We start from the raw sequence: 14213 nt of genomic DNA on the forward strand, positions 1-14213 counted from the left end.
TAAATTTCTGATTAATCTTTTTATTATTCTAAGCAGATAAGATTACTAAGATATTATTAAACTCCAATAGCCATCCATTGTGTATTTGATCCTCCTGTAGATTTTGTTCCCGTAACTGTATTGTAATGAGGTATTACAGCTGATGTTTTTGTCACCGATGTATATGCATAAGCAGCCGACATCGTTTGACCAGAAACAGGAATTAGAGCATAACAAGCTACTTTAAATGCTGTTGGAAAATTAATTATGGCATCACCACTAGAATTTACTACAGTGGTTCCCCACTGAATTATCAATCCACTGGGAAGCTTCTGCCAGCCATTATTTTGTAATGAGTTCGCAAAAGATGACATATCAGGAATTTGGTTTTCACCATTCCCCACATCTCTTTTTGCAGCCTCTTTCAATTCAAGATTTTTTAAAGCTTCATCCCGATCAACTATATCTGACAAATTAGCATCTTTCTTTAATGCATTATTTGTAGCATCTTGATTAGCTTGCTGGTTACGATAAACATCCCTAAACAACCAGTTCAAATATTGTGCTGGTAGCGGCATGCCCGGTGCATCACGGGTTTCAGGCGTAAAGCCATTACGCATAAGCGCTTCTGGTAAAGGGGCAACGTTTAATTGCCCGTCAGGGAAAACAATATTATTTTCTGCAAAAGTGGTCATTGAAAAACTCCTGGTAAATGATATCCGTTATCAAAGACCTGATAACTGGTGCTGACAGCCAGCATACCGCCGCCAACGCTGATTTTGGCGTGATTAGCCGTGAGTGAAAGTTTATTTGGCGACATTCCCGATAAGCGAGCTGAACCCTGTGGATTACTATTGCTAATAGTTAGCTGTTGATCGTTAGTCTGTAATCGACCACTTTCATCAGAAGTCTCCACTTTCATGCTCATTGGTTGAGCCAGACGCCCGGTGCGAAAAGGAGCGGCTCGCCCATAACTCACCATTAATGGAACATTCTCAATCGAGGTTGGTGCGATATCCTGTAAAATAGTCTGACTACCTTCCGGAACTGACTTACCATTAGAAAACAGTAACGCGCAGGCAGGATAGCTTTCCATATACTGAACCTCCGTCGCTTTAGTTAGAAAGCGAACCCCTTCGATCAGGTCTTGTGGCCTTGCCTGTGAAGTATTACTGAGGATCCGTGATTTAATCGCCATTCGGTATTCGTCATCACTTCGACTCAAGCGGGTGACACCAACGATATAACCGCAACCATCCAACTGAGCGCCTATTGCATTATCGACCCAACGAAGATGCTTAATTTCGTCCAGATCGCTTGAGATATCTTCAAGTGGAGCCACCATTGACTCCATCAGCGCTTTAACTCTTGGTTTATCGTGAAATTGCCCTACTAGCCGTGAAAGGGCGGTCTTTCTGTAGGGAAACGTCATAATCCAATCACCTCCAGTCGAATCTCATCAAACAGAGCAACGCTGCGTTTATCTATTGCTATATTTTCTGCTTGATAAGCAGGTTGTTGATCTGGTTCACTGGTAATCGCTGCCTCAATAGCTATTTCAGCTAGCCCACTAGTATTACTGTAAATTGGCCCCAGCATGCGCTGTAAAATGATGTCATCGCCAATCCCCAGAGTTTCGCCATAACTCAGCACGGCTTTTCTAATATTTTTAATCACATCCTGTGGCAGAGTTTCTTCGTCATATAGCCCGGTAATATTAATTTTGATCCAGGCATATTGTTGGTTTGGTCTTGAAAAGCGAATTTGCTGACCATCACCATTTTCGTCTTTCACCATCATGCTATTTGAACCGAACGTTTCGATACCAGCAGGCTTATATTTCCATAAAGCCTCTGCAACGCTTTGGTTATCGCCACCAACCACCAAAGCCTCAAAACCGTGTGGTGGAATCCCATCTTCAGATACGCAATTAGTTCGGTTTTCAAAAATATGAACCTCACTAACGCCATTAACTTCCTGAATCAGTCTGGCACGAATGGCTTTAAGGGTTGCCGAGCCGGTTACCTGACGGGATTGCTCGAATCGCAGCCGCAGTTCTGCATCACTTTCTCGTTCCCGACCAATCACTCCATCATTCAGGTTTGAAATGGCATCCCAGCCACTACGTGGAGTAATGATTTCCGTTAATGCCCCCGCGGGCAGAACTTTTCGTCCCTCTTCCATTGCAATAAAACGAGCTGGAGAACCAATTTGAGTTAGCTTTAAATATTCCCCAACCGAAAGCGCAAAAGGAGTAAAACCATCTGCTGCATAAATGCGTAATGTTTTCTCTTTTATTTCATAACGTAAAACTTTGGGATTTAACTGCTCACCAAACCCTTCTGCAATTTGTCCTGCTGACGTATTACTTCCTGAATGGTACTTAAATAACACGCCACTAATATTAATGGCGTACTCAGTGTTGTCTTTTGCATCAATTTCGATTTGAATATCAATGGCATTGGCTCGACTGAGAACCACATCCAGCACACTTTGGTAACGTTGATTTCCATCCGTTGCCTGAGCGCCACTTTTTAATAGTGTTGATTCACGACCATATACAACAGCAATTACCTGAGTTGAAGTAGCAGCAAATCGGGTGATCCCTACGTATGACACCGCACCATCAAGAGAAACACCCTCTGCACTGAATGGGTACATAGAGTGATAAGTATCCTGGGCTTGCTCATAGATATTGGCTAATGCTTCAGCCCAAATACCTTCTAACTGCCCGATAACCGAATCAGGCTGAGTATTGATCGGCCCAAAACGATTAATTAACAAACGGTCATACTCTTTTTTCAGCTCAGCTAACCGTTTGATTGTGTAGCCATCTTTAGTTAAAGCCATTATTGTTTACCTTTATATTTGACTAAACCATAAGGTGTTTTAACGGCAAAATGCACGGTTAACTGCCGGGTTTGCCGGTCAAAGTCATAGTTAAATTGTTCGATCTCCTGTACACCGTCCACCTCGTTAATACTATTTTTTAGCGCTGCCAGAGCACCATTCAGCGTGATGTGTTTTCCCAGAATCTGCTGTAAATAAGGTGTGCCAAACTCTGTGTTTAAGAACCACTCACCTTTCCATAATTTCAGCTTAATCTGCAGTTGTTGGTGTACACGTTCTGCGCCATCAACCCATGACAGGTCATTACGCCGCAAATCGAGATCGCCCGTAGTATCAAGTTTTAGATCAATCATTGGGCTGATCCTGTAGAAGGCCCATCATGTTCGCGATGGGTGTGTTGAATTAATGAAATACCGCTACCCTGAACATCGCCCGTTGCCTTCACGGTGCCGTTAATGGTAGCCCCACCCGTGCCGGACATTCCTGCCTGATAGCTCAGCTTACCTTCCGTAGTTAATAAACCTTTGTTCAAGGTCTCTGGCGTCGTTATCTCCACACCAGCCGGTGCATTAATCAGCAATTTGCCATCTTCGGTCAGAGCCACATAGGCCTCACCAAAATAGAGTTGCATCTGATCATTTTCAGCACCACGATCTTTGGCAGCACCAAAACCACCGACAATGCAGTAGGCATCAGTAAGAGAAAAACGGCGTTCATCATCGCTGTCGTCTACTGCCTGCTGACAAAAAACCAACAGACATTTATCTCCTGGTCTGACAGGACCTTTAACGCCGGCGATATCACCGGCGAAGCGTGGCCACATCACGGGGACATTGGGGATAACGGGATAATCAAGAGAAGTACCATCTACAAAACGCTGCTTAGGAATTGGTTTTACACTGGCAATGCCTGAAGCGTAACTTTCGATGATGCCATCTACTGCAGTATTCATTTGACTGGTTTCAGATTGAATCAACGTTTGAAATGCCTGCATCAAATTATTGCTTTCAGCCATTTTTGCCTCCCTGAGAAATTGCTTTTAATTCACACTCAGTAATCCATTCCCCTTCAAAGGTGTCTCCACTATGGGTGACAACCTCGGCCCGAAAGAAGGCTCTTGGAAGCTCCTCACCCTCACGGTCAACAGAAGGATCAAGCAGTAACATTCTGCTTTCCAGTCCTACATAACAGCCCGGATACAGTCGTGGTTGTAATAAACATTTCACGTTATATCCTTCAATTTGATATTGATTTTTGCTATCCAGACTTTCCGATAAAACTAATTGGGAAGGAGGTGAAGGGTCACCTTGTGATTTTTTGCGTGTCGAATCAACAATACGAGTCGGAAATCCAATCAATCCATTATCAGGTGTTAATACAACCAGTTCATCCGTTACTGGATTATTCTTATTAAGGATCTGTATTTCATTGTTTTGAATAGACCAGGTTAGTCCCAGATAATTACAGATATTACTCATCGCCGTTTCTGCTTTTCCACAAAAAGCAAAACCCCTGATATAGGGCTTATCAATAATGTTTTCAGGAAAAGATTTAACCGGAATACTGAACGTGTGTGAAATATCATCAAGAATATCCAGTGCAGAAGTACCCGGTGCATAACTTACCGATATTTTATTTTGTCTTAATGGTAAAATACCATCACGAACGGACATTTCAGTAATCGTATCGTTACCTTCACGAATGGTCCATGCGCTTACGACAGTGCCGGTAAATATAGTTATTGCACCAATATCATCTTCATAACCAGCTTTCAGCATGACACAATTATTGACCTGCTCAACTAAGCACCGAGTTTGATTATTCATGTTATATATTTTAAGCGTCAGTTTATTAGTGGATTTATCATTATCCTTTTTAATTTCAAATGAAAATCGGAGATCTTTGATAATTACTGCGTTACCATCAACCTCACCTACCACTAACTCTGCGATACGATTAAATAGCATACCGCCTCTCTTATAAAGATAGGGATAAAAAATAATTATTAAAAAATTAATTAATACTGTGTTTTATAAAGAAATAAATAGTCATTACCTAATGAATAAAAGTCAGGTCTTTCTTTATTACTGTTATTATCTAAAAAAATAAAATCCCCGGGAGGAGACTTTATTTGGTATCGGCTTATCAGGGGAATATTTTTGACCATTTTAATACCATTAAGAATAGTATCGCCATTTCTATGCGATAGAGTGAAATACCAATATTCTCCATCTCCATTCCAGGTAACACGAATCGTTAATGGCTGTTCATCCAAAATAATATCTAACTGCTGATCGGCTATACCTGCTTGTAAAGGAATCTTTAGGAATTTAGACATAATATCTCCTATGCATGTGGATCATTGACATTATCATCAGGTACCGAACAGCTGCCACCGACACCACAACTTCCAGAGTTATAAGCTTCATCCGCTTTTTTTGCTGTCTCATTATCCACAGAAACCGGTTGTTCTTTACCACGATTTTGTTTACCCGATGATTTCTGTCCAGTTTCAGGCGTATCGCTCTGCTCCGGGCTAATTCCTGCCTCTTCTGAATCCACTAATAATGTAGTGACTCGTTTAATATGAGTGAAAGAAGCCGAAAATTCGATGGCATCACCATCTTCATTTTTGCGAGGAATAGACAGACTGGTCATAACCATGTCGGGATAATTACGATATCGGGTATAAACGGTTACAGGCTGCTTATCGTCCATTATTTTTCTAAACTGATCAAAGGCTATCTGTACGTTAGACTCTCTATTTAACAGTTCGCTAATTTTCTCCCAAATATATCCTCGCCAGCGTTGTAATGATGCATTACTAATAACACCTGATAGCGTTAAAGTATCCGCTTTGCGCTGTACGTGATCACAAACAGGCTCACCATATTCGACAGGATTACTGGTTACCTCCGAAGTCCAGGTGTGTTCCTCAGAAGTAACTACATCAAACTCCATATTGATATATTCATTATTAAGAGTAACAACATCTGTATTAGACATTATCTTCTTAATTAAAATACCCCAGGTTGCACTCATGGTACGCCCCCCGCTAAATTCTTAGCCAGTCGGGTTTCTACTTCCATTAATGAATTTTTAATTAATGCTGCAATAGTCTGAGCCTGCTGTTCATTAGTTCCTGCCGGTACAGCAACATTGATTTGATTATTAGCAGTTCTTTGAGAATTAATAATATTGGGGTTAGGAGCTATACTCATAGCATTGATATTACCAATACTGTTCCCCATATTAGATAAACCTTCCAGACCAGCCAGACTGTGATATGTAGGGGCCTTACCTGATGGTGTATCTTGATCAAAGCTGTCACCAAGAAATGCTTTTGCACCTGGTATTTTAGCTATCCATCCCTTAATGACAGACCATAATGAAGCAAGCATGTTGTCGAATACATCACCTATGGCTACTCCCATGGCGGAAAGATATCCAATAATCGATTGAATCAACCCATTAAGTATATTTGAGATACCAGTAAATATAGAGGAAAAACCAGCGTTAATTCTTTCTGAATCAACAGTAAATATCCCCATAATGATGTCCCAAAGTCCTGTCAGAACATCAATACCGCCACTAAAGATAGATGTAATACCATCCCATAACACACTAAAAGATGGTGCCATCAGCTCAAACATCCGAGAACATTCATTCCATACGGTTGATATGATGTTTTTTACAGTACTCCATACTGCAACCATTTTAGTTGAAAATGTATTCCAAGCTGTTGTAAGTTTCGGCGCAAATTCGGCCCAAGGACCAAAAAAGTCGCCAAGAACAGATTGCTCTCCATTAAGCCAGGCAAACACATCTTTAACAACCTTACCAACTAAAAGCAGTGCTGTAATAATAAGCCCCAGAGGGATAAGAATTGGTGTCAATGCAGCGATAAAAGATGCTATCCCCAATCCACCCAAAACAATACCAAGCGTAACCAGTGCTTGTTTTGCTCCTCCACAATATTCCACAAACCAGCTAATAAGCTTATTGATATAACCGAAGCCTTTTATACACAAATTCACAAATTTGGCTAAAACAGCACTCGCTCCACCACTTTTGCTTATAAAACGATCCAACTGTTTTTCAATAAATTTAAATGCCTGAAAAATAAAGTTAGTTATCTTACTAATAACTCCAGTTTTATTTTCTAAATTAAACAAGAATGTTTGCCAGCGATTAGAAATCTTATCGGTTGCTTGCCCAATAGTTAATGGCATTCCATTTACTTGATCCTGCCATGCCGGGCCTACTTTTTTTAATCCATCAATAAGCTGAGCACCAGTTACTTTTCCCTGTTCTGCCATGGTTAGTAAAGAACCACAGCTCACATCTAAAGCCAGTTCCAGCTGTTTTAAATCCTTTTCAGAAAGTAATTTAAGAAATCCGCTTAATTCACTACTATCCAATGCTCCCTTTCTAAATCCCTTAGTTAAAGCGGTTAGTGCTTCTTCCTGTTCCTCTGAATTTCCAGTTCCTAGAGTTAATGCATTCGACATGGTATTTAATGCATTACTAACTTCAAGCGGAGACGTGATAAATGACTTGGTACTTTTAGCTAAAGAAATGTATGCCTCACCATAGCTCGCTATTGGTCTGCGAGCTCGGTTAGCTTGCCGGGATAAATAAGCCAGTCCATCTGCGCTATCACAGAATTGTTGAGGTAATCCACGAATTCTTTTCTGTAATGTTTGCATTTCCTGAGCTTGTTCAGCAAAGCTTTTCACTGGGATTTTTGCTAATAATCCAGGAATTTTCTGAAATCCACTGGCAAAAGTTTTTACCATATTGGCTATGTTGCTGCCAATCCATTTAAAAGACTTTAAGATGCCTTTTCCCGCCAGTTTTACAATGCCAATAATACCCTTACCAATCAATTTGAATGCCAGAATAATCCCAGCACCACTCATACGGACGATTAATGCTATTGTTCTTCCCATTGCACGAAACAAATGTGGGATAGCTCTAAGCACCGGGGTTAATCCCAAAAGAATTCCACCACCAATAGCAGCAAAAATAATCATTGGAGCTATTGATAACTTATGTAGATCATTTTTTAAATCTTTAGCACCCTGTTTAATTAAGGAAAATAACTTTATGAGTTGATTACCTGTATGCTTAGCACCATCTACAGAGTCTTTGGATATTTCTCTAATCTTTTCCTGTATATCACCTAATATAGATTTCTGTATTTTGAGATAGTTAACATAAATACTGGCCCCACTCTCCAGCAATTTATTTAACTCTCTTATTTTACTCATCTCATTAGATAACGACATATTAGCTGTTATCATGCGCGATTCTCCATTTGAGCTTTAGATTGTATAGCTTCACGCATATCTAAAAGCGCATTGAGTTTCAACAGGTCTTCACTGGTTATCTCGCCAGATTTAATTGCCTCAACAGTAACTAATTGAGCGAGTACCGGACGCCAGATCCAGAGCTCTTCCTCCAGATCCTTGCGTAGCTGACCTACATCGTTGCTATTAACTACACTACCACTTCCGGCTCGGTATTTTGGCTGCCAAAGTGGCTCGTTACCTGACCGATAAAAGGGGTGAAGTTCAATTTCAACACCTCCCAAACCAGCAGATAAAAATCAAATAAAGTATCAACAGAAAAACACATATTCATATCCATTGCGGATGAAATTTTTCTTTTATCTTCAATTGAATAAACACCTGCTGCCGCCAGAATAGGGAAGATAATATCTTCATGAGTTTTCTCATCAAGACCTGATAATAAATCCATAATATTGCCATTTTGGATATCTTCACCCTGACCTAATTGCGATAACGCTGGGCTAATAACACTTTTAAGCTTGATCAATAAACGGCCAGCATCAAACGCATTCATTTTACCTGCGGTATATTCTTTATTTCCAATAATAAAGGTTTCAACTTTCATTATGTTTCCTCATGAAAACAGGAGGCATAAGCCTCCTATTTTTAAAATATTAAATAATCTAATTCTGGTTTTAACTTTGAGAAATAAAAATAGAATCAATTGCCGCCGATATAAACTTTCAAATCAGCACAATCAAAAGCCCAGCTGCGTTCGCCAATATCTTTACCAAAAGTAATTTCAGGTACTGCTTTTAACCAAGCCTGACCAGCAGAGCAAAGTGTACGACCATTACCATCAGTAATACTGATTGGTAAAACAGGCGAACCATCTTCACCAAAATTATCAACGTAGAACATATCTGATAATTCATCATTTACTTTGCTGGTTTGCAGTAATTTGATTTCAATTGTGCCTGATTTATTAGCATTACGAGAACGAGCAACGCCACCATCAATGCCCACTTTTAGTGTATAAAGCTCTTCTGCACGCTTAACAGAAATGGCATCACCATCACTAAAGCCTGAAATAAGAACAGAGCCAACAGTAACAAAAACCTGATCGCCTTTATAAGTACCGGTTAATTCAATTGCCATAGTATATATGTTCCTTATTATTGTAATTCGTACGACAGATTGCCGTTGATGTTAGTTAGATGAATAGCGCCAGCCAGACGAGCAGAGAATGCTAAATTCAGAATACGATCGGCTTTGTCCTGGAATGACACATCAACGCTACGTGGATAAGTCACAACGAAACCTTTAACGTTATTACCATCAGCATCAATTTCATCCGGTGCAATACCGCCAACGCGTTGGCCTTCAATCAGGCAACCGGTCAGGTTGTTTACAATCAGCGCAATACCGCCATCGGTATAAGGCACTTTATTACGGTTGATCATCAGGGTGCTTAAGCTGGTTTGGATAGCATCGGCCAACCAATCGCGGAAACGGATCACATCCACCCACTCGCCGCTGACCACTTTACCCGGAGTTGTCAGGTAAATTTGTGGCGCAAAACGTTCAAAAGTATTGCCACCTTTCTTCAGGATGGTTTGCTGCTCGGTTGCACTCCAGTCGGAGGCTTCCACAGCAGAAAGCTGTTTCAGAGCCCAGGTTTCTCCCCCCGGAGCAATCGTAAAGCAACGGCCCATCCAAGCCATTTCCAGATACTGGTCTGCAGCGTGCTTATCAACAATAACAGCCGTACGCAGGTAATTTTTAGCCGACAGCGAAGACAGAACATCCGTAGTGCTGCTGGCATCAGTAATTGCTGCTTCCGCGCTGGAAGTGAAGAACATTTTGGTTTGAGTTTCAGCCCATTCCGCAGCCGCTAATTGCAGTGCCGGAGTACGTTCTGTCAACGCAAAGCCATACCAGTTAGCATCTTCAGCCTGAATAGCTGACAGTTGTGCAGCCAGCGTATCAGCAGCCACTTTCCCTTCCGTGCCAACGTCCAAACGACCTACTTTACACATTTGTGGACGTGGGGTTTGGCTAAATACTGCACGCAGTGCTTTCAGTACCTCTGCTGGCAGGTCATCTTCCTGAGCCGCGTTGTAGTCCAGATAGACGCGAACACGCTCAGTAAAAGTGGTTAATGGAGCAATAATCATTGGCACGCCAAAAACACCACGCGGTACACTGGTAGTACTTAGTGCAATATTTACATTCACAATCTGATTCAGAGAACCCATTGTTTTACCTCGTTAAGTTAATCATGATTTCGCTACCATCAGTGGCAGCATGGATATTTTCAATTACGCTAATGGCGTCCTTGATAATGACGGAATAGTGGATAAACAAACTCAGATAGGTTTCTGAGTTTGGTGTCCATTCAGCGTCTTCTTTCATTTCTGTTTTAAGTTGAGCGCTGCCTTCTATTCCTATTTGTGCCAGTTGAAACCGCTCTGACACGGATACTTTTCTCAGTCTGTCGCTGAGTTTATTTAATTGCTCCACTACCCCTTCTCCGCGGTAGTGAATAGCAATCTCGGCTCGACGTTGGCCACGGATGATCAAATAACCTTGTTCATCAACCTCCTGACCAATCTCATCACTCATGCCTAATGCTGTACAAGAAACCATACTTAATTCAGCATAAGGTTCTTCCGGTACTGCTTCCCCCTTAACAATCAGGCTGGCGTCCAGCAAGGGTTGCAGCAAGTTTTTCAACTGCTGTTCAATGCTTATCGCCATGAAAACCTCAAGAATCGATATTCAGTAGATGGGATAAATAATAAAGCCCCGCATAATGCGAGGCTGGAGTTGGTTGTTGAAACAACCACTATTGCTAAATGACAATTTAGAAAAAAACAATTTTATTTAGTTAATAATGTTTTCATATTGAATTATATAAAGTCACAGATACTGACATAAAACCAGATAACAAAAGAGCCCGCATACAATGCAGGCTCTTGATATACTTCGTTCAGATACAACTTTGTGACTTTATAGTGGTTACTATACCTGATAATTAGATAATGTCAACGCCTTTTGGTTGTTTTAACAACTTTATTTTAAAGGAATAATAAAAAGCTATCAAAAAATTCTAAACGTAAACTACGCCTTCTTAATGAACCCATTCTCATCAACAATCGTGTTGGCACTTGAATACAACGTATAGGTACCTGCTTTATACGAGGAAACCATATTAATCACCATTTGATCAACAAAGCTATTACCATTACGAATAACAAAATATAGTGAGGAACCGGAACTTTCCAGTAGTACCTTACAACCAACAGATGATGTTGGGACCCGGGTACTTTCTAATACAATTGAAGGATAAGCATCAGTTCTTCTAATCGATTGATTGAAAGAACCAGAAGGTAAAACTCTGACCAGGTCACTACCACTCTCAGTAGCCAGATTGCTTAATCCTAAGTTGCTTCTGGCGGTACTCCGTAAAGTTGTATCCCGAAATTCTGAAAGACAATTGGATATTTTCAAAACTTCATTATCAGCTGCGGCATTAATCGTTGAACGAGCTGAAGATGCATCTGATACAGATAATAGTGTTCGTCCTAATTCACTTAAAGCCGTAACGGCAGCTGAATCAGAACCAGTCAGATAAATCAATTCATTTGCCGCTGTCTTAAGCGCAGCAATTGCCGTAAGTAATGCTGATTTATCCTGTTTATCATCCAAAGCAATATGTGCTTGTTCTGCGCTATTTTTAGCTGCAATCGCGGCCTGTTTAGTTTCATCTCTCAACTGCTGAAATACCAGAACCTGCTGAGGAGATAAATCACTATCACCAGGTAAGATTAGAAAATCATTTAAGGTACCAGAGGAGGAATCTGAATATACAGTGATACTACCTACCGCTTTAGGAGAAAAACCTTCAACGTATAACGTAACGTCATATTCACCAGGTTCCACATCCATACTGTATGAACCATTTTTATCAATTAATAAACTCGCTTCTGTTTTAATAATTACATTTTGCGTAGTTCTTTTTGTTTTTAATTCAATTGTGCAATTAGGAATAGGCTCCCCCATTCCATCCATTAAAATCCCGGCAATCTTTATAGCCATTGAAGCTCCTGAATATTATTAATGCATATAGATAGAATAAAAAAGCCCCACATCATGCGGGGCTAAATTAATTACGAACAAATAAATTATTCTCGATAATAAACTACAAACTTACAGCTAAATAATGTAGCGATATCTGATATAAGAATAAAAATCACCTCTACAGTGTTTAACTCAATCTTTTATAGCTAATTAAAAACACTCACCTGAACAATATTACCTAACGTCCATCAACCACCGACCATTTACCTTCGAACAGCTGATACATAACGCCATTAACCCCCTGTGCATAAAAAGCATATTTACCCAGACACCAGCTTACCGCTGTCACCGGGCCTGCCAGTTTGCATTCAGGCGGATGACCGAGATCGTTCCAGTTTTTATCCCATGCATAATGGTAGTTTCTGGCATATAGCTTGCCGTCTTCAGCCACACCAGCAATGGTATAAGCTCGATCCAGCCAGGATGTTGAAGTTAATGTTTTAAGCGGAGCAACAGGTGAACCTATATCTTTCCATTCAGACCAAAACAGACCTTTCCACTTCATCCAGACGTTTCCGTCATCGCCAAGGGCATAGATGCCATAACGCAATGGAGTCCAGCAGACTGAAGTTAACGGGCCTTTTAAGCGACAGCTGGTCGGGCGCCCCATGTTCTCCCAATCTTTCCAGGTGGTGATATTGAACGTTTTTCCATACAGATTTCCGTTGTCTCCCACGCCATGAATAGCGTATTGCGACAAACACCATGAAACTGCGGATAAATGACGTAAATTAACACCCGTTGGTTGGGTATAAATCGCCCAGTTGCTCCAATAGCTGGTCAGCCAGCACTTTTCATAAATCTGATTATCATTACCAAGCGCATAAATAGCATATCGCCCGGCAGCCCATGAAACGGCGACGATAGGCCCTTTTAAACCGCATGCTGGCTGTTCGAACGCTTCCTGATCTTTCCAGTCAGCGATCACAAATGACTTCTGGTTTAGTTTTCCTTTTTTCAATCCGTACAAAGCATACTGAGAAAGTATCCAGGAAATACTGGTGAGCTCGGTACTATCACTAAAAGCATTCACTTCACCATAAGGAATGCCATCACAATCAATAATTAAATCCATTGCACCATGACCGGAATATCCCGCTAATGGCGGCGTATCTGCACTAAAAAGCCCCTGATGATTGCAGCGAACCTGATTTTCATGTTCATACAAAGCATAGGTCGATTTTCCAACCCTAAGCTCAATGTGTAATTGTTTAAAAGTCGAGGCTGATGCCACATAAGGCACAGGAAGACTGGCTGCATCAAAGATATCGCTATAACAAATAGATTGTCCTGCAGCCAATATCGCATCATAACTTAATGAATTACCCTCATTAAGCACCATAATCTGAACGGTTTCTGGCGATTGGTTTTGAATACTGTGAATAAAAGTATGGTTCATATCTGTTTCCCTGTTATTTATTGGCAAAAAGTGAGGCCCAATCCTTAAACAGGAACTGAGATGAGTAGTGCCAGGCTTTATTCCAGTATTCTTCTACTAAAACAGCGGTCTCTTCATGACCTGAAACCATGAAGCCAAACTCCTGTAATCCCTGAGGGTTCATCACAACGCCATAGGCATTATCCGAGCCGATGTAAAAAGCCTCATCGTCATAAATACAAACTTTGGCATGATTACCAGGCTCAACCACTTTCTTATCTTTCCGCCATTTCCAACTTTCTGCTTTAGGGTCGCCTGGTTGCTTGTCATAAATACGTATTGGTGCAACATGCAGATGTGCTGATAATAATTCGATCAGCGCCGAACCCTTTTTACCGCTCACTTTAGACACCACTTCGCCAATGTAGCGTGCGGCCTCTTTTACACCTCCAACACCGGCATAGGTTCCTCCTACAACACCGCTGGTTCCGTTTGAATCTGCAACAATAAGATAGAGATCGCGCCCTTGTGAAATATGCGTCGCCAAAGCACGAATAAATTCATTATCA

At 40.9% G+C, this 14213-nt stretch carries 16 protein-coding genes; all 16 read right to left on the bottom strand.

The window, feature by feature from the left end; genetic code table 11:
* Positions 1-56: 56 nt before the first annotated feature.
* The 16 genes from EKN56_RS13285 to EKN56_RS13360 all read right to left on the bottom strand — a co-directional run bounded on the left by EKN56_RS13285 (position 57) and on the right by EKN56_RS13360 (position 14191).
* Positions 57-674, bottom strand: a complete 618-nt coding sequence (locus EKN56_RS13285) for a gp53-like domain-containing protein (RefSeq protein WP_130592219.1) — start codon at positions 672-674, stop codon at positions 57-59.
* Entirely contained in the window at positions 671-1411 is a 741-nt protein-coding gene (locus EKN56_RS13290; RefSeq protein ID WP_130592220.1) for a DUF2612 domain-containing protein, read from the bottom strand. Before EKN56_RS13290 ends, EKN56_RS13285 begins: the two co-directional genes overlap by 4 nt.
* Complete coding sequence (locus tag EKN56_RS13295) at positions 1408-2829, bottom strand: baseplate J/gp47 family protein (RefSeq protein ID WP_130592221.1); 1422 nt, start codon at positions 2827-2829, stop codon at positions 1408-1410. Before EKN56_RS13295 ends, EKN56_RS13290 begins: the two co-directional genes overlap by 4 nt.
* Positions 2829-3182: a hypothetical protein gene (locus EKN56_RS13300; RefSeq protein ID WP_130592222.1), complete on the bottom strand. Its 354-nt coding sequence runs from the start codon at positions 3180-3182 to the stop codon at positions 2829-2831. Before EKN56_RS13300 ends, EKN56_RS13295 begins: the two co-directional genes overlap by 1 nt.
* Positions 3179-3844 carry a Gp138 family membrane-puncturing spike protein gene (locus tag EKN56_RS13305; RefSeq protein WP_130592223.1) on the bottom strand — a complete coding sequence of 222 codons (666 nt, stop codon included), beginning with the start codon at positions 3842-3844 and terminating at the stop codon, positions 3179-3181. The genes EKN56_RS13300 and EKN56_RS13305 overlap by 4 nt, the downstream gene beginning before the upstream one ends.
* Positions 3837-4796, bottom strand: coding sequence for a phage protein (locus tag EKN56_RS13310; RefSeq protein ID WP_130592224.1), 960 nt, complete (start codon positions 4794-4796; stop codon positions 3837-3839). The genes EKN56_RS13305 and EKN56_RS13310 overlap by 8 nt, the downstream gene beginning before the upstream one ends.
* Before the next feature lie 50 nt (positions 4797-4846).
* The gene (locus EKN56_RS13315; protein WP_130592225.1) at positions 4847-5167 is read right to left on the bottom strand and encodes a phage baseplate plug family protein; all 321 of its coding nucleotides are present in this window, start codon (positions 5165-5167) and stop codon (positions 4847-4849) included.
* A gap of 8 nt (positions 5168-5175) precedes the next feature.
* Entirely contained in the window at positions 5176-5871 is a 696-nt protein-coding gene (locus EKN56_RS13320; protein WP_130592226.1) for a phage baseplate protein, read from the bottom strand.
* Positions 5868-8135 (bottom strand): tape measure protein, encoded by a 2268-nt coding sequence (locus tag EKN56_RS13325; protein WP_130592227.1) that lies wholly within the window; start codon positions 8133-8135, stop codon positions 5868-5870. The genes EKN56_RS13320 and EKN56_RS13325 overlap by 4 nt, the downstream gene beginning before the upstream one ends.
* Positions 8136-8331: 196 nt before the next feature.
* A complete protein-coding gene (locus EKN56_RS13330; protein ID WP_130592228.1) occupies positions 8332-8748 on the bottom strand; it encodes a phage tail assembly chaperone in 417 nt (138 codons plus the stop codon).
* Between the two features lie 95 nt (positions 8749-8843).
* Entirely contained in the window at positions 8844-9281 is a 438-nt protein-coding gene (locus tag EKN56_RS13335; RefSeq protein ID WP_130592229.1) for a phage structural protein, read from the bottom strand.
* 17 nt (positions 9282-9298) lie between these two features.
* A complete protein-coding gene (locus tag EKN56_RS13340; protein ID WP_130592230.1) occupies positions 9299-10381 on the bottom strand; it encodes a DUF3383 family protein in 1083 nt (360 codons plus the stop codon).
* 4 nt (positions 10382-10385) lie between these two features.
* Complete coding sequence (locus EKN56_RS13345; RefSeq protein WP_130592231.1) at positions 10386-10883, bottom strand: hypothetical protein; 498 nt, start codon at positions 10881-10883, stop codon at positions 10386-10388.
* Positions 10884-11246: 363 nt separating this feature from the next.
* Positions 11247-12224 (bottom strand): prophage tail fiber N-terminal domain-containing protein, encoded by a 978-nt coding sequence (locus EKN56_RS13350; protein WP_130592232.1) that lies wholly within the window; start codon positions 12222-12224, stop codon positions 11247-11249.
* A gap of 220 nt (positions 12225-12444) precedes the next feature.
* Positions 12445-13665: a hypothetical protein gene (locus tag EKN56_RS13355; protein ID WP_130592233.1), complete on the bottom strand. Its 1221-nt coding sequence runs from the start codon at positions 13663-13665 to the stop codon at positions 12445-12447.
* 13 nt (positions 13666-13678) lie between these two features.
* Positions 13679-14191 carry a phospholipase D-like domain-containing protein gene (locus EKN56_RS13360; protein WP_130592234.1) on the bottom strand — a complete coding sequence of 171 codons (513 nt, stop codon included), beginning with the start codon at positions 14189-14191 and terminating at the stop codon, positions 13679-13681.
* Between the last annotated feature and the right edge of the window lie 22 nt (positions 14192-14213).

Source organism: Limnobaculum zhutongyuii (genome assembly GCF_004295645.1).
Classification (GTDB): Bacteria; Pseudomonadota; Gammaproteobacteria; order Enterobacterales; family Enterobacteriaceae; genus Limnobaculum; species Limnobaculum zhutongyuii.